The sequence below is a fragment of the Saprospira grandis str. Lewin genome (genome assembly GCF_000250635.1).
GTDB lineage: Bacteria > Bacteroidota > Bacteroidia > Chitinophagales > Saprospiraceae > Saprospira > Saprospira grandis.
Genome location: NC_016940.1, coordinates 4,101,849 through 4,118,963, shown reverse-complemented (window position 1 = coordinate 4,118,963; position 17,115 = coordinate 4,101,849). Strand labels below are relative to the sequence as shown.

General features: G+C 46.9%; 11 protein-coding genes. 5 read left to right on the top strand and 6 right to left on the bottom strand.

The features are described 5' to 3' along the window. Positions 1 to 139: 139 nt before the first annotated feature. Entirely contained in the window at positions 140 to 913 is a 774-nt protein-coding gene (locus tag SGRA_RS18245; protein WP_015694298.1) for a hypothetical protein, read from the bottom strand. Between the two features lie 200 nt (positions 914 to 1,113). Between SGRA_RS18245 and SGRA_RS18240 the strand changes: the two genes are divergently transcribed. The 5 genes from SGRA_RS18240 (at position 1,114) to SGRA_RS18210 (ending at position 4,813) form a co-directional block, all read left to right on the top strand. Beyond that, positions 1,114 to 1,725, top strand: a complete 612-nt coding sequence (locus tag SGRA_RS18240; RefSeq protein ID WP_071823223.1) for a DUF975 family protein — start codon at positions 1,114 to 1,116, stop codon at positions 1,723 to 1,725. Positions 1,726 to 2,299: 574 nt separating this feature from the next. Further along, on the top strand, positions 2,300 to 2,944 hold the full coding sequence (locus tag SGRA_RS18230) for an RDD family protein (protein WP_015694295.1): 645 nt from the start codon (positions 2,300 to 2,302) through the stop codon (positions 2,942 to 2,944). After that, positions 2,941 to 3,468, top strand: a complete 528-nt coding sequence (locus SGRA_RS18225; protein WP_015694294.1) for an RDD family protein — start codon at positions 2,941 to 2,943, stop codon at positions 3,466 to 3,468. Before SGRA_RS18230 ends, SGRA_RS18225 begins: the two co-directional genes overlap by 4 nt. A 56-nt stretch (positions 3,469 to 3,524) precedes the next feature. Next, a complete protein-coding gene (locus SGRA_RS18220; protein WP_015694293.1) occupies positions 3,525 to 4,019 on the top strand; it encodes an RDD family protein in 495 nt (164 codons plus the stop codon). Between the two features lie 218 nt (positions 4,020 to 4,237). Continuing rightward, positions 4,238 to 4,813 carry an RDD family protein gene (locus SGRA_RS18210; protein ID WP_015694291.1) on the top strand — a complete coding sequence of 192 codons (576 nt, stop codon included), beginning with the start codon at positions 4,238 to 4,240 and terminating at the stop codon, positions 4,811 to 4,813. Positions 4,814 to 5,120: 307 nt separating this feature from the next. Here the strand turns inward: SGRA_RS18210 and SGRA_RS18200 are convergent, their stop codons facing one another. The 5 genes from SGRA_RS18200 to SGRA_RS18175 form a co-directional block, all read right to left on the bottom strand. Beyond that, positions 5,121 to 11,540, bottom strand: coding sequence for a T9SS type A sorting domain-containing protein (locus SGRA_RS18200; RefSeq protein ID WP_015694289.1), 6,420 nt, complete (start codon positions 11,538 to 11,540; stop codon positions 5,121 to 5,123). Positions 11,541 to 11,830: 290 nt separating this feature from the next. Next, complete coding sequence (locus SGRA_RS18195; protein ID WP_015694288.1) at positions 11,831 to 13,123, bottom strand: nucleotide sugar dehydrogenase; 1,293 nt, start codon at positions 13,121 to 13,123, stop codon at positions 11,831 to 11,833. A 233-nt stretch (positions 13,124 to 13,356) separates the two neighbouring features. Then, entirely contained in the window at positions 13,357 to 14,304 is a 948-nt protein-coding gene (locus tag SGRA_RS18185) for a phytanoyl-CoA dioxygenase family protein (RefSeq protein ID WP_015694286.1), read from the bottom strand. Beyond that, positions 14,291 to 15,769: an O-antigen ligase family protein gene (locus tag SGRA_RS18180; protein WP_015694285.1), complete on the bottom strand. Its 1,479-nt coding sequence runs from the start codon at positions 15,767 to 15,769 to the stop codon at positions 14,291 to 14,293. The genes SGRA_RS18185 and SGRA_RS18180 overlap by 14 nt, the downstream gene beginning before the upstream one ends. Continuing rightward, positions 15,762 to 16,937, bottom strand: a complete 1,176-nt coding sequence (locus SGRA_RS18175) for a Wzz/FepE/Etk N-terminal domain-containing protein (protein WP_245538589.1) — start codon at positions 16,935 to 16,937, stop codon at positions 15,762 to 15,764. The genes SGRA_RS18180 and SGRA_RS18175 overlap by 8 nt, the downstream gene beginning before the upstream one ends. Between the last annotated feature and the right edge of the window lie 178 nt (positions 16,938 to 17,115).

Here is a 17,115-nt window from a genome sequence, read left to right as displayed (position 1 = left end):
CCGTCGGCCTAGGGGCCTGAAATGGTGCCGCGCAGCGGCAGACCAAGCTTTTTGAGCAAAGCGAAAAAAGCGCAGGGCCGAGCAGACCTGCGAGCCATGCAAGGGCCCGGCCGCCGAAGGCGGCAGGCCCCAAAACATCTTAATAAAACTTCAGCTCGTCGCTACGGGTATTTTCATTATAGATAAAGAAGGGGATGCAGAAGCCTGCGCGGAAGCCATAGAGCATATCGAACTGGCTTTCTGTATTGGCTTGGCGGAGGTGGTAATCCCAGCCTCGGACGCTAGTGGTAAAGGCCTGATTGAGATCTAGGCCCACAAAAAGATTGAGCATGCGGTTGCGGCTCATATAGCGGTAGCCCACAAACTGCTGCAAGCTCAGGCCTGCTCGGCGTTGGTCATAGCCCTTAATATAATCGCCCTGCAATTGTGGAAGCTCCTCTTCTCTGCTCATTAGGCGGATGCGCACCCAATGCTCCATATAGCCGGCGCCCAGGCGAAACTCCAGATTGTGGCGGCGATTCTTTTTATTGAGCGAAACCAACTTTCCGATTTGGCCCGTAAAAATAAAGCCCCTTTGGCCCAATTGCGTCAGGCCCATATCGCCATAAAGGCTAATGAGTTCGCCATTGGCCTCACGCAGGGGGGCCAGCACATCCGTTTTCACTCGATCGGCAAAAATGACCTGGCCCGAAAGGCCAAAAATCCAGTTTTTGGGGCTAAGATAGGCCAACTGCCCCCCAGCGCTATTGCTCTGATAATAATCGGCCTTCATATCGCCTTCGGGCAGATGGAAAGCATAATTGATATCGATCAGGAAGGCGGCGGGCAGACTGCCCTCCTGCTCTTCTTTTTGGGCCCAAAGCGCATGCCCTAAGAAAAGAAAGCTGAAAAATAGCGGAAAATAGAGTCGCATAAGATTGTTTTTTTGAACCCAGTAGATTGGGCTGCAAAGCTAAAAAAATAAAGTCAGTTTGAAAACGCAAGCCCATCCCAAAAGGGCCAAAACAGACACAACTTAAAAAATATATCAAAAAAATGCGTCCACAACTTGCGTTAGTGAAAATTAAGCAATATACTTGTTACATCTTATTTAATAAACTTAAATTTTTAAACATGAAAGATGTATCAAATGCACAGTCATCGGCTGTAGTGGTTGAGTTAGGCATGGGGCAGCTCTTGAGCAAAGGTTTTGTTTGGGGCCTCAAAAACTTTTTGTCCTTGTTGGGGGCTTCCCTACTATGGATGCTTACGATTTGGATTCCGTATGTAAACGTAGGGACCACTATTGCACTTTTTTCTTTGCCCGTAGAGATGAGCAAGGGCAAGGCGGTGAATCCGCTTGCTATTTTTGATGGTCGTTATCGGAAGAATATGGGTGAATTTTTTCTTTGGGCGGGTTTGTACAACATGATTTTGGGGCCGGCCTATGTATTTGCGATTATTCCGGGCCTTATTTTGTCTTATAGCTACTCTATGAGTTTGTATATTTTGCTCGACAAGGAGTTATCGCCTTCAGAGGCCCTTAGTCAGAGCAATAAGATTACGCATGGTTATAAGTGGAGTTTATTTGCGGCTAAGGTGATATCTTTTATTCCGTTTCCCTTGTTTTTGGTTATTCCGGAGGTAGGTCCTTATTTGTTTGCGATTTACTACATCCTTTATTTTCCTTTTTATTTGGGTTTAGAGGCCTATAGTTATGCGCAGTTATCTAAGCGTTTGTCTTAGCATAGATTAAGTTTTGGTTTTAAGAGCTGTGGGGCGAGGGTCTCATAGCTCTTTTTTGGTTAAGAGCGGCTAAATTACAACCTTGGGGAAAGATTTAAGGTCTTAATATTATATTGAAAATAGTTCAAAAAATGCTTGTCGCTAGACGCTCTGCCTTTTTATTAGATCATCTCCTCATGGCCCTACTCTTGTTTTTTAGTCGAGAGTTGGGCCTTGTTTCTTTTCTTGCTGCCCTGAAGCTTCCAAGCTTAGTTCTATATTGGGGGCTCTACCTTAGCTTTTACATTGCCTACAGTTATATTTGTCAATCTGTTTTTAAGCGAACTTTAGGCAAAATAGTTTTGGGCTTAGTTTGGGAGCGGCCCAATCAAAAACAACTACTCAAAAGGCTAATCTATAAGCTTTTTCTCCTTAACTTCCCTCTTCTTTTAATTTGCATAGAAAAGAGCTTTTTCTTAATCCTTATCCCTTACTATGCTTTTTTATTTGTTAGCTATTATCAGCTACTATTTCTCAGCTACCCCTTATATCCCGATAAATGGGCCAAACAGAAGCTAATTTCAACAAACCCAATATGGCGAAAAAAACCTTAACTCCTCCCCCTCATTTTGGCCGACGTATTCTGGCCCTTGGTATAGATACGGCTATTCATCTGGCCGTAATTATTGGGCTGCTTATTGGGATGAAAGAGCTGCCCTTTATTGTCAAGATGATGGACAAACTGCTTGAAATTTGGGGCGGCACCCCCGATGGCAGCGATTTTACCTTTGCGCTTGGCTTTTTTATCGCCTTTAGTCTGGCCTACCAATATATGGGCCTGCGTTCTAGTTGGCGGGCCACTTTTGGGCAGCGCATTTTGGGCCTCTATTGGCAGGCTGTGGACAAAGAAGCCGAACAATCCTTATCTTGGGGCAGTATCCATATTCATATTTGGAGTAAAATTCTGTTTCTGCTGCTTATTCCGATGAGCTTTGTCTTTTTTCTGGAGGATGGCTTTTTTTTAGGCGTAGGGGCCTATTATTTGCTGATGCTACTCTTTTTTTACAATGAAGCTCGGCAGACATCTTTAGGCCAGCTTTTTCATGATAGTTGGTCGGGTTGGACCCTAGCCAAAAAAGAAAAGGAAGCCAAAATTTCTCTAGAGCGAATGGAGGAAGAATTTTGGGCCAAAGAAACCGAAGCGGAGCGCCTTAAAGAACGCCAAAATAAATCCCGATGAACAAAAAAGTTGAACTTACTGCCCGAATAATGACCTTTGCTATAGACAGCATTGCTATTGTTGTCTTTTCAATTGTTGTGATTAACATCTTAGAGGAGATCCGTCTGCGACCTTATATGACTCTTGGCGAGGAGCTTCAAAGCCTACTCCCCAAAGAGGACTACTGGCTCTATTGGTGGATCATCCAACTGGCCCTCGCCCTAGGCTACCATTATGTTTCTTGGTCGGTTTGGAGCGCTAGCCCCAGCCAGCGGCTGGCCCGCCTAAAATTGGTCAATGCTCAGGAACAAAAGTTATCCGTTTTGAGCTTTCTTTTTCGCCTATTTCTCAAAGCCTTAATCATCAATGTTCCGCTTTTTTTATTTGTCTATGATGGCGACTTTTTTCTCTTTTCAGGCCTGATTTACGTGGCCATTCTCATCATTGGCAGCAAAATGATTTATGAAAACCCCAAGGGACAAATGTTTCATGGATTACTGAGCAATAGCCATTTTGTCTATTTGCCAGAGAAAAAAAAGCGCTAAATTTTATTCTTTACTTCCTCCTTGAACTCAAGTGAGGACTATAGTCCCAACAAATCATGCAAAAAGTTGAATTTAGTATCCGTATTTTGACTTTTATCCTAGATAGCATAATCATCGTTACTCTTTCCATCATGGGCGTCAATATTCTATGGGATATTAGTCCACTGCTATCGCAACTGTACTTTCAAGATTACTGGCTCTACTGCTGGATTATCCAACTTGGCGTGGCCTTGGCCTATCATTATACGGCTTTCTCGCTCTGGTCGGCCAGCCCAATGCAACATCTAAAGAACTTAACATTGGTTACTACAAAGGGAAAAAGACCATCTTTTATTCAGTTTTCTATTCGTTTATTCATCAAGGCGACCGTCGTCAACATTCCGATATATATGTATGTTTATGATCAGGACCTTTTTTTCTTTGCGGGCGCTATCTATTTGGCCATCCTCCTCATTGGCAGCAAAATGATTTATGAACACCCTCGGGGCCAATTACTACACGGCTTAATGAGCAATAGCTATTTTACTTATTTGCCTGAGCAAGAAAGCTAGCTGTTTTTTTTGGGGCTGCCCACTCGCTTCGCTCGGGTCGGGCTGTGCCGCAGCTCGCAGGTCTGCTCGGCCCTGCGCAAAAAAGCGCTTTGCGCTTTTTTGCTGGCTCTGGCCCTTCGGGCCACTGCTATCCATCCCTCAGCCGAAGGCGGCCGCCCTGCTTTTGGCCTTTTTGCCCCCACTAAATTTCTTTTCCGCTCTGTAAACTCTAGCCCAACATGGCATTATCCAAAGACTTAAGCGACAGACTACAAAGAAGAACAATTGCCAGCTTTCTGGATCTTGTTTTTTGTTTAGTGCTCTCTATTTACCTCTCTCATTTATTTTCAGAACAAATATATGAGCTCTATTATCAACAGCTTAGTATAGACCCTTCTTCAGCAAAATACAGCCAGGCCCTACAGATCAATCGCTTGGGGCAAAAGCTCAACTGGATTCCCTTTTTTACGGCTATTGTTTTTGCCTACCATTGGGCCTTTGAAACCAGCCCCATGAAAGCCACTTTTGGCAAGTTTTTGCTGGGCCTATATTGGAGCTCGCCAAAAAAAAGCTACTGGCGTTGGGTAAAACGAGCTGCCCTTAAGACCTTAATTTTTTGTGGACCATTTGTTTTATTTCTTCTTGGAGAACATGTACTTCTAGTTTTCTTTGTCGTCTTCATATTTTTGGGCGGCAACTACTTCTATGCACTTCAACAAACCGAAGAAAGCAGCAAAAATGGCCAGCAACTGGCTATTTACGACCGCCTTTTTGATTGTTTTTTGCAGCAAAAACCTCAAAAGAAAAAGCGCTAGGAATTCTTTATCAAAGGATGGCCGAGAAGTTCACTTCATGAGGGTTTTAACCCTCATTCATAGACCATTGCGAAGCAATACCGCTATTATATGGCTGCTGGTTTCAACTAGCAGGCGGCAAAGCCGCCGCAGGCCTAGGGGCCTGAAAGGGTGCCGCGCAGCGGCAGACCGAGCTTTTTGAGCAAAGCGAAAAAAGCGAAGGGCCGAGCAGACCTGCGAGCCCAGCAAGGGCCCGGCCGCCGAAGGCGGCAGGCCCCAAAAAAACATAAAAAAGCCCCCAGCTAAAACAGTTGGAGGCTTTCTTCATTTAGTGCGTTAAGACAAAGCGTTTTCGCCAGCTTTCGCCTTGCAAATGCAGCTCTAACAGGTAAAGGCCATTGGGCCAATCTTCTAACTGCAAAGCCTGTAGTTGCTGCCCCGCCGGCCAATTGGTCCGTTTGAGCAACTGTCCAGATAAATTATAAATCCGAAGTTCGCCATCCGATAAAGGAGCCGCCTTGAGCTGTACATTCAGCTGCCCCGAAGAGGGATTGGGGAAAAGCTGCAGCTCTTGATAAACTTGGACCAGGGGAAGCGTTGCCGTGCCGAGCTGGCAAGTTGCGGGGTCCACCCCCACAGGCAAAGCCTGAATAATCGTATCCGAACCGCAATCGTTGTAGGCATAGAGGCGAACCTCATAGCAGCCCGTATCGGGATAAAAATGGAAGGGACTGCCAAAGCTAGTGGCCGTGCTATCGCCAAAATACCAAACTTGGCTCGTTTGATTGACCGACAAATTGCTAAAGCTCACCGAAGTGCCGCTAACCGTATAGCTAAAATTGGCCGTGGGCAAACTATCCTGATACAAAATGACCGAATCTTGTCCGCTACAGCCCGTTGGGGCCGTTACCGTCACCTCATAGACCCCAGCCGAACTGGCCAAAACGGTCTGTGTGGTATCGCCAGTCGACCAACTATAGCTATAGCCTTGGTTGCCAAAACCCGCATCGAGTAAGCGGTTGTCGCAAATAGGCCGCAGCGAACCAATATTTACAATAGGCGGACTGGCCAACTGGCTAATAAAGATAGAGTCCGAAAGCTGGCAACCAAAATTATCGAGCAAACTGAGGCTATAATTTCCGGGGCTAGGGGGAATAATCTGGCTTGTTGTTTCGCTCGTAGACCAGCTAAAGCTTTGGGCCATATTATCCGTATAATTACTGCTGAGCTCATCGGTACAAAGAGGGCCATCGGCAGGCAGGGCTAAGGGAATGGGCTGGCTAAAATAGACCGAATCGCTAGCCTGGCAGCCATTTCCGGCATCCATACTCAAATAATAAAGGCCTGTTGTATCGGCGATAATGTTTGCCGTTGTGGCTCCAGTATTCCAGCTATAAGATTGGGCCTGCGCAAAGCTAGCATCCAGCAGGGCCGTATCGCAGCTAAAGAGGCTATCGGGCAAAAGCAAAGGCAGGCGTACATTTACGCTAAAGCTATCGGTTTGGCTAGCGGCACAGCCTGACATCCCATAGCCAAAATGCCAATCGAAGAAAGGGCTATAGCTAAGGCCAGGCAAGCTGGTTCCAGTAAGTGTTGCCAACTGCGCATTGGAGCTAATGGGATAACTTAAGTTTTGTTGGATCAAAAAGTCGCTATTTAGGCCCACTAATTCTAAGCGGTACCCATTGCCCATCGGAATAAAGAAATTGGCGGGTAAAAACACCTTTGTTTGTGCTTGTTGGATCGTAAAGCTCTTTCGGGCCAGCTCCTGACTGCTGCTATCTCGAAGGACCAGCTCCACCGTAGTGGGGGCTGTTGCGGCATAAACCGCCACCGAATCGAGCAGCATTGGCTGCGCCACATCAAAGAGGTTGGGCAACACAAAGGGTTGATATTGGCTAAGATCTTGTGGATTTTGGGCCATTTGTTCGCCTAAGCGGGTATAGGCCTTTGCTTGGTTTTGGATAATAAAGCTTTGGCTACTATCTATATAGGCGGTATAGGGTGCCCCTAAAAAGACAACCGACTGACTATTTTGCCATTGGAGGATGCCATCGCTGGGCGGCGCCAACATCTCTAGCGTTCTGGAGCTACAAATACTGCTATCGCTGGCAAAATAGGGCAATGGGGGTGAAAGCAGCTGCAGGTCAAAGCTTTTTCGGCTTTCGCAAAGGCCCATATTGGTCACAGTAACGCTATAGCTTCCTGCTTGATTCAGCTGAACCTGTGCCGTAGTATCTCCCGTACTCCATTGATACTGATAATTGGGATTGGCTGCTGTTGTAGCGCTAAGGACTAAATTATTGGCCGAGCCACAAATTGCCGTATCTGAAGGCATAGTAATCAGGGCGGCTTCAGGTACATTTATTTGGACCGGAATGCGGTTGGTGGCGCAGGCCAAACGACTCAGTTTTAGTCGGAAAAAGGCAGGATAAGTCGTGGCCAAAGCCTGCGGATAAGCCGATTGAATTGTAATAGCATCAGCCGTTAGCGGATAAGAAAAGTTGCTTATGGTATAAATTCCCTTACCCCAAATCATCCGAATGCTGAGGCGGTAACCATTGCCTTGGGGCAAAAACCACTGTGGGCGGATAATATTTTCGCCAAACTGTAGCGTATAGTTTTGGCTGTACAAACTATTATTGAAGCGATCGAGCAGCAGAATTTCGACCTCTGCGGAAGAATCGGCAAAAACAGAAAACTGATCGAGGAGCAGAGGTTCATTTGCATCGAAGAAAAGGCCTCTTTCGGGATAAAAAGAGTTTCCTATCTCTTCAAAAAGACCATTTAGGGTTGGAAACTCCTGCCAAGCATAATTTTGAGAAGAAGGCATAAAATCTACGCCCTCCAGCCAAACCGTCTGACTATCACTAACCGTGAGGTTGAGGCTATCGCCATACCCCAAAATCTGCTGGCCAGCGGCATCGGCATACCAAATCTGGGTATAGCCTGTACTGTTCGCCAATAAATTGACTCCGCCAGCGCAAAGGGTGGTATCATTAGGCAGCTGATTGAAGCTAGGCGGATTAGTGAGGTATACGGCTAGGGTATCCTCTGTAATACAGCTTCCTAGTTGGGCCTGCACCCAAATCGTATCCGTTTGATTCAGGGTAATAGAAGGGCCCGTGCTTCCATCTGACCAAAGATAGCTAGCATTAGGCTGGCTAAGGTCTAGCGTTAGGCTATTGCCACAGGCTGTTGAATCCGAAGCCCAATTGGTATTTACCGTAGGGAGAATATCGGCACGCATGGCTTGTCTTTGGCTAGGACAGCTCAGCTCGCTCAACTTCCAGTTATAAAAATAGTAATACACTTGAGTGAAGGGCACCCCTTCCTGCATTTGAATTGCGCCATAGTTTAAGGGATAAGCCGTGGGATAATCGGCATAAAGGGCCCCTGTTCCCGCATACTTCTCAAAAAGGATTTGGTAGCCGGTCCCCTGTCTCAAAAATACGTTTATATCAATGGTGAGTGCGCCAAAATGATTGAAGTTATAAAACTGCTCATGAATAGACTGGCCGTTAGGGTCCAAAATTAGTACTCGGCCATTAACTAGACCATTGGCATAAAAATCAACCGTTTCCAAATAAATATCCTCGGCCACATCAAAACGAATTCCTCTACGGTCAGAAGGCAAGATAAAATAATCGCCTTGGGTGGTATTATTATTTTGCGTAAAGCCTACTGTGAGTATCTCTGGAAACTTGGCATAGGCTTCTACAAAAAACTGGCTACTATCGTACAAAGTTGTAGTATAGTTTTGTCCTTGATGCAAAAGCTGACCAGCTTGAGCGGCATCCCACCAAAGGTAAATACCCGAGCTATCTCCATTGGCGGCTAAGGTTAAGTCGCCACCACAAGAAACCGTATCATTCAATTGAAAAGCAACGGTATCTACAATGTAGAGCTGCATACTATCTTGATAACTACAACTTCCGATAGTCGCTGACAGTTCTATATTTTGAGATTGCGTGAGCTGAATGCTAGGCGAACTGCTGCCATTACTCCAATTATAGCTGCCCGCAGAAAGGTAGCTCATATCTAAGGTTACTTGTTGCCCACAAACTAAACTATCCTGAGGGAAGTCAAAAGTAGGGGTAGGCAAGGCGTCGACATTTACCGTATCTCGCTCCTCGCAGAAATACTCCCGAAGCTGCCAATTATAAAAGCAGTTGTAAACTGTGGAAAAAGGTGTTCCCCCCAATATTTCTAAATCGGCATACTGCAAACTAGACCAATTTGAATAGGGAAACTCCACAAAGACCTGCCCGCCCGTTCCAACTAAACGCAATTCTAAGCCATTGGCCGCTGGAACCACAAAGTTAAGGGCTTGCTGTAGGGTTCCCGCAGATGTGGCATTGACCGCAGAAGTGGCCAAAATTTGCCCAGAAGCATCTAGTAGCTGTACGCTACCACTAAAAGGAGCATTAAGATCTATTTCCACAGATTCCAAGTAGAAATCAGTCAAGGCATTAAAACGAAGTCCTCGATAATTTCCCACATTATAATAGCCTGCTTGTGTAGTTGTATTTCTTTGTGTTTCGCCTCTAGTGTTCAAGGCATAAGCGCCAAAAGCTTGCAAGTAAAAGCTATCTGTTTGTTGTACTAGCAAAGACAGACTGTCTGTAGCGGACAAAAGCTGCCCGTTAAAGTCTCTCCAAAAACGATGGCTGCCTGCTGATTGAGCCAAAACGCTTATTTCTTGCCCTATACAAATGCTGCTGTCGTTTATAGAGCTACTGGCCCCCAAAGGAGCAACAATATTGACATAAATGCTGTCTCGGCTAGCACAAGTGCCAGTGCTATCTACTAAGTCAATGGTATAAGGACCACTATTACTAACCAAAAGTTGCGGCTGTTGGCTGCTATCACTCCAGCTGTAAATTGTTGGTCCGGCATTCGTCGCATCCAATAAAACATCGGCCCCGCAGCTAATGGTATCTGTCGGAAAATCAACTAAGGGCGTGTAAGCCGCATCCCAACGGACCAAGGCCCGCTCCTCACATTTAAAGTCCCGAATTTTCCAGTTGTAAAATCCTGCATAAACGGTCCCAAAGGGCGTTCCCGTTACAAATTCTAGTTCTGGATACTGTAAATTGGACCAATTGCTATAAGGGAATTCCATATAGAGCTGCCCCCCAGCCCCTACTAAACGCAATTCTAGCCCATTGCCCGCAGGTACCGTAAAATTGAGCAAAATAGTATAGCTCCCCGCATTGGCTGCAGTAAAAGGATGACTAGCTAAAACCTGCCCCGAAGGCGAACGCAATTGTAGCTCGCCCTGAAAACCCGCATTAAAGTCTAGTTCTACCGACTCCAAATAAAAATCAGTCAAGGCATTAAAGACAATGCCCCGATAGTTGCCTAGGTTGTAAAAGTCAGCCTGAGATGTTGTTCCCCGCTGTGCTTCTCCCCGATTCAAGATTTCATAGCCTCCAAAGCTTTGGGCATAAAGACTATCTGCCCCGCTTACCGTCAAGCTATAACTACTGCCTATGGCCAAAAGACTATCATCGGCTTGGCTGCGCCAAAAGGTCGTATTAGCCGTGTTATAAGCTTCCAAGAGCAGAGGCTGGCCCAAACAAGCCGTACTATCTGTAAAGTTGGTAAATATTCCCTGCGGTTGCAGGACCTCTACATAAATACTGTCTGTAAAACTACAGTTTCCGCTACTATCAGTCATGCTCAGGCTAACTTGCTGCGTGCTTCCCACCAAAATGCTGGCCGTGCTCGCTCCATTACTCCAGTTATAAATTGTTGGCCCAGCATTCGTCGCATCCAAGAAAACGGAGCTGCCACAACTTAGGGTATCTTCCGGAAAGTTGGTGCTGGGCGTATACAAACTGCCCAAAGCAACGCCTTGCTGCTCCAAACAAGCAAAACGCTCTACCTCCCAATTATAAAAGCAACTATAGACGGTAGCAAAGGGCGTTCCCGCCACTAAGCTCAATTCTTCATAATCATGATTCCCCCAATTCGAGTAGGGATATTCCATATAAGGCTGCCCGCCACTACCCGTCAGGCGCAGCTCCAAACCATTGGCCTGCGGTACCGAAAAGTTTAAGGGCAAAACAAATACGCCAGCCCCAGCGGTCTGTATCGTATAGCTGGCCAACCTCTGCCCAGAAGCATCCAGCAGGCTAACTTGGCCCGTATAACTTCCATTAAATTCTACTTCTACCGATCGCAAAACAAAGGCTTCTTTGGCATCAAAACGGATCCCCCGATAACTGCCTGTTGCATAAAATCCAGCCTGTGAGGTGGTTCCTCTTTGCTGCTCGCCTCGGCTATATTGCAAACTGCTGGCATAGGCATTCCAATACAAACTGTCCTCTTGCTGTAGCAGCATAGACAGGCTGTCGCCCTCCCCCAGAAGTCCTCCCAAAGGGCTAGACCAAAACTGGTAGGCCGCCAAAGGATCGCCCAAAAACAACAACGGACTGCCCACACAAGCTGTGGTATCTGACAAATATGTTGGTCCCGACAAAGGCGTCACGGCCAAAAGTTCAATGCTATCTCGAACAGGGCCCGAACCCGCATCTACATCCACCCAATAAATGCCCGGATTATTCACGACAATGCTCTGCGTTGTCGCTCCGGTACTCCACAAAAAACTACTGCCGGCATTGCCCGCATCTAGGGTCAAACTACTGCCGGGACAAAGCGGCTGGTCCGCCCCCAAATCAACCTGAGCCTGTAGGGGCAAAAGCACTGTCAAAAGAAATATAAATAGGTATATCTGTCGCATAAGCTTATGTTTTCTATGTTTTTTTGGGGCTGCCCCTACGGCCCTTTGGGCCTTCGGGTCGGGCTGTGCCGCAGCTCGCAGGTCTGCTCGGCCCTGCGGCGGCTTCGCCGCCTAGGTCTGGCCCTTTGGGCCACTGCTTTCCATCCCTCAGCCTGCGGGCGCTTCGCGCCCTGTGGACCCTAATAGCCCTTTCTAATACGTAATTTGAAGCAAAATAGATCTAGGTCTAAAATAAAGAAAACCCATAAAAGAAGCGCTCTTCTATGGGTTTTCTCTCTAAGCATTTTGCCCTAAAGTGTCCAACGAAGGGGCAAATCTTCGGCCCAATTCGCATATAGGTTTTTGAGGTCCAAAATAGGCGCGCCCTCTTTGCTTATAGAACGAAAATAAGCGGCATCTAGCTGCTTGTATTCCTCATGGGCTACGGCCACAATGACAACATCGTAGTCTGTTCCAACCTCCTGGGCCAATTCGATGCCGTATTCATGGGCCACTTCATCGGCTGCGGCATAGGGGTCAACCACCTCTACTTGCAAGGCATAATCTTTTAGGGCCGCAATCAAATCCGCCACTTTAGAGTTGCGAATATCGGCTACATTTTCCTTAAAGGTAATGCCCTTCACCAATACCTTGGCCGATTTGGGATGCGTATCGGTCTGCAAAATAAACTGCAAGGCCTTTTTGGCCACATATTCGGCCATATTATCATTGATGCGGCGGCCACTCAAAATTACTTGAGGATTATAATTGAGCTGCTGCGCTTTGTAGGTCAAGTAATAAGGGTCTACCCCAATACAGTGGCCGCCCACTAGGCCCGGATAAAAATTAAGGAAGTTCCATTTGGTCCCTGCGGCTTTCAAGACCTCATAGGTATTGATGTCCATTTTATCAAAAATGATAGAGAGCTCATTCATCAAAGCAATGTTGAGGTCGCGCTGGGTATTTTCAATGACCTTGGCGGCCTCGGCTACCTTGATGCTGCTGGCCCGATGCACCCCGGCCTCAATAATGAGCTCATAGGTTTGGGCAATGTTTTCTAGGGCCTCTTCATCATTTCCAGAAACCACCTTGACAATCTTCTCGATGGTGCGCTCCTTATCTCCGGGGTTAATGCGCTCGGGCGAATAGCCCACTTTAAAATCTAGGCCCGCCTTTAGGCCCGATTCGGCTTCTAGGATAGGGACACAATCTTCTTCGGTGCAACCGGGATAAACCGTAGACTCAAAAACGACATAATCGCCTTTTTTGAGCACTTGGCCCACCGTTTTGGAGGCCGAGAGCAAAGGATGAAGATTGGGGCTGCGATGGCTATCAATAGGCGTAGGCACGGCCACCACATAAAAATGGGCTTGGCGCAAATCCTCTAGCTCATGGCTAAAGACAATATCTGCTCCTTCAAAAGCTTGGGCATCCAACTCCTTAGAGGGGTCTTGCTGCTGCTGCATTTGGGCCACTCTTTCGGCATTGATGTCAAAACCAATAACCGATAGTTTTTTGGCAAAGGCCAAGGCGATGGGCAAGCCCACATAACCTAGACCAATAACTGCTAATTTCTTTTCTTGGGCAATAAGTGCTTGATACATTTACTTCTTTTTATGAACTCATGGAAAAAGGGCTGCTGCTTCAGATTTTGGGCCAAATTTTAGCTTTTGGGCAGGCGGCTTGGCCGCCTGCGCTCCGGGCCTTGGCCCGTGCTTTTGGCCTAGCGATGTGCAGGGGGGGCCGAAGGCCAGACCAAGCGGGCGAAGCCCGCGCAGGGCCGAGCGAACAGCGAGCCCCGAAACGTAGCGCCCGCCGAAGGCGGGAGGCCCCAAAATTACTGCATTAAACTGGGTCGCTCACTAATTTCATGATAGCGAATGACGTCTTTTGCATAATAATGAAAGACCATGCTTTTGCGACTGAGCTCGGCCGAGGCGATGGGGCTGCCCCCATGCAATAAATTGGCATGCCAGATTAGGATGTCCCCCTTTTTGGCCTCAAAATATTCTTTTTTCAGTTGTTTTGCTCTGATTTGGGCCTCAATTTTATCCTCATAGGCTTTGTAGGCATTTTTGCCGAGGCGAAAAGCGCTGCCCCCATGCTCAAAATCGAGCTTAGAGACAAAGGGGAGTTTATGGCTGCCTGGGTAATAAAATAGGGCCCCTTGTGGAATTTTAATATCTTCTAGAGCTACCCAAACGGCAATCAAATGATGTAACGGATGGGTGGTCATGTGGATCAAATCGGAATGCGCCCGCTGCTCGCTGCCCTGCAAAAAGTTGATCGATTGGAAAAGCTCTACGGGCCGGCCCAACAAAAAAGAAAGCAGGCGGATGAGCTCTGGTTTTTGGCCCAAACTCGCCATCAAAGGCGATTTTTTCCAGACAAACATCAGCTTGTTGCCATAGCGAAAGGCAATTTTTTTCTGGGCCAATAACTGCTCAATTTCCTGATTGACGGCCTCGGCCTCTTGGGCAAAATAGCCTGGAATAATGGCGTAGCCCTTCTCGGACCAAGAGCGAATACTATCCTGAATCAGGGGCGAAAAAGCCTGAAAATCGGCATTTTTATCGGCAGCTTGGGCCAAAGAATGCCGGTCCCAAAAAGGGAGGTCATCCTGCGGTAAATCCTTAAAATCGGCATAGGAAATAGGGGCATGCGGCGGCTTTTTGATGCCGTACTTTTTGTATAAGGGGCGCAGGTAGTCCAACTTAGAGCGGTTGAGGAGATTACTCAGCTGATAGGTCAGCTTAAAAGAGCGCAAAAAACTATTGAGAGACATCTTTTGGGGAATTTAGCAAAGCGCGATTGCGGAGATCAAAATTGACCAAAATGGCCATGGCAAAAAAGAAAAAGCTACCCACTTTATCCGTTTCAATAAGGTCGTTCATCAGCAAAAAGGCCGAGATAATCACGAGCATCATCATCAGGCCCATAGTGGCTCGCTTTTGTCGAACATCTTGACTTTGATGATAGACTTTTTCGCCTAAAATAAGACCATAAAATAAGAAAAAGATGAAGAACAACATGCCCAAATAGCCCTGCTCCACCAACAACATCAAAAAGTAGTTGTGAATCCCTGAGCGTTCGGGATTATCCGACACATAGGTCTGAAAGCGATTGAGGCTATATTGCTTGTAGTAGGTATAGAAAGTACCTGGGCCAAAACCGACCCAAGGGGCCTCTGTGGACATTCGTGCACCGGCTATCCAACGGTAATAGCGCTCCGAGGTCGATACATCTTCTAGTTTGTAAGTAGCGGCTACAATATCGCCAAATTCTTTATGCGAGATGGTCCGTTCTGAGGGAGCTAGCTCCATAAAATTATTGTCCTTAATGAGGTAGCCAAAAGCCAAAACTACGGCCAAAATCGCCCCTAAAAGTGCCCAACGCATCAATTTGAACTGGATAATAAAATAGGCCACAACAGAAAGGACCAAAGAAACATAGGCCGCCCGAGTGTAGGCCGTTAGCATACCAAAAAAGAAAAGGCAAAAAGAGGCCCCAATAAAGAGCTGCCCCCAAGACCATTTTTTCAGGTTGCGGCCAAAAAAGTAGAGAATGGGCAAAAAGAAGGTCAGCACCGCCGCATAATTGACGTGATTTCGAAAAAACGGGCTAGTTGCTCGGTTAATCTCCTTAAAGCCAAAATCGAGCAAGGCATGATGCGCCACCACCTTAAAGCTAGCAAAAGCCAAGGGAATAATTACCCACCACCACAAATGATGCAGCTGCTTTTCTTTGCGAATCAAATGCCCGGTCATAAAATAAAAACAGCCAATATACCACAGCTTGGCGAGGGTAAACTTTAGCGAAATCGTAAAGCTATCGGAGAGCAAACAGCTAAAGGCCGTCCAGGCAAAATGCAAAAGGAGCAAGAGGCTGAGCGGATGCAGCCAAAAAGCGCCCGAAATCGTTTTGGGCTTGGTCAAAACCAATAAAATATAGAGCAAGAGCACCCCCACAATCAGCGGCTCGGTAGGCAAATCGGTAGCCAAGCTATCACTAAAAAACACCTCTGTAGAAAGCGGCAAAGTGGTAAACAACAAATAGTAAATGACCCGATAATCCACCAAGGCCTGATAGGCCAACAAGACCCCAAAAGGCAGGGCTAAAAAGACCAGCTCCTCCAAGAGTAAACTGGCCAATATAGCGAGCAGACTCAAAGCCGCCAAGGCCCAAAAAAGCTGTTGCTTAATGGGCTGCAAACGCGGATGAATCGTAAAATCTAAGCTAAATTTAGGCATCGAGCACTTCTTTCCAGTCAATTTTTCGGTTGAGTTCTAGGACCAAAACAGCCATCACCCCAATAATTAGGGCCAAAACGCCCGCCCCCAATACAAATAAAGAGCGACGAGGATAAGACTTGATTTTAGGAATCTCCACTTCTTCCAAAACAATAATAGAACTGGCCTGACTAGCCGCCTGCGCCTTAAATTTGGCAAACTCCGAACGAATCTCCCCAATGTCATCGGTTAGGTTTTCTACTTCGTTTTCATAGGCCAAAATTCGCTCCCGCCCCTCATTATAGGCCTTTAGGTTAATGGCCGATTGGATCGTATCCGATTCCTCATTCAATTGCTTGAGCTGCTCGCGATAACCCGCAATCTGCGCCGAAATAACCGCCACCGAGTCTTTGCGCCCTACCGACTTAAAGGCCTGCAGTTTCGCCTCGCCCTCCGCCAATTTAGCCTGCGTTTTCACTAAGGCAGAGGCCAAAAGTTCTCCCTGCCGCTTCACATCATAAATCTTATATCGCGCACGCAAGACATACAAGCTATCCGAAATCCGACGCAGCTCTTCCCGCTTATCTTTCAAGGCCTGCTCATAGGTCCCCAACAACTGCCGCTTGCTTGGCCCCGTCGCCTGCTTGTGTATCGCCTCCAATTTGGCCAAAACTGCCCGAAGCATCTCCGCCGCCTTGGCCGCATCCTGATCCTCCAAGCTGATCTCAATCCCCGAAAATTCATTCTTTTTCACCTGATACAATTTCCGAAAACGCTTGGCCACCTTATACTCCCCCTTAGGCGTGCTCGCATCAATATCATAACGCTCCGCCAACTTAAAACTATCCACCATAAAAGCCACCAAAGGCGAAGAATTGGCAAAAATAATCGAGCGGTCCACCGCATCCTCATCCCCATACAAACCATTGTTCTTCGTCTGAGAACCAAACAGGTCTTTCTCCTCATTGGCCGGCATAATCGTCACCTGCGCCTTATAATAATTCGGGATCATCAAACTAACCACAGCCGTTAAGACCATGGCCGCAATGACAAAAATAATTAGGCCTTTTTTCCAACGCCAAATACTCCCAATAACCTCCAAAAGGCTAAACGCTAACTCCTGCTTTTTGGCCGCTGCCAAGTTGTTTTCTTCCATCATGGATGTTTCTTCTAATTTTATTGAACGCATTCGCTCTAAGTCCGCAAAGCTAATAAAGAAGTTCTTTAAATACTACTGTCTATAAATTTAGTCCCATTTTATCCGTTTTTTTTGGGGCTGCCCCGCCCTGCGGGCGGGTCGGGCTGTGCCGCAGCTCGCTGCTCGCTCGGCCCTGCGTTTTTTCGCTAGGCTCAAAAACTGGGTCTGG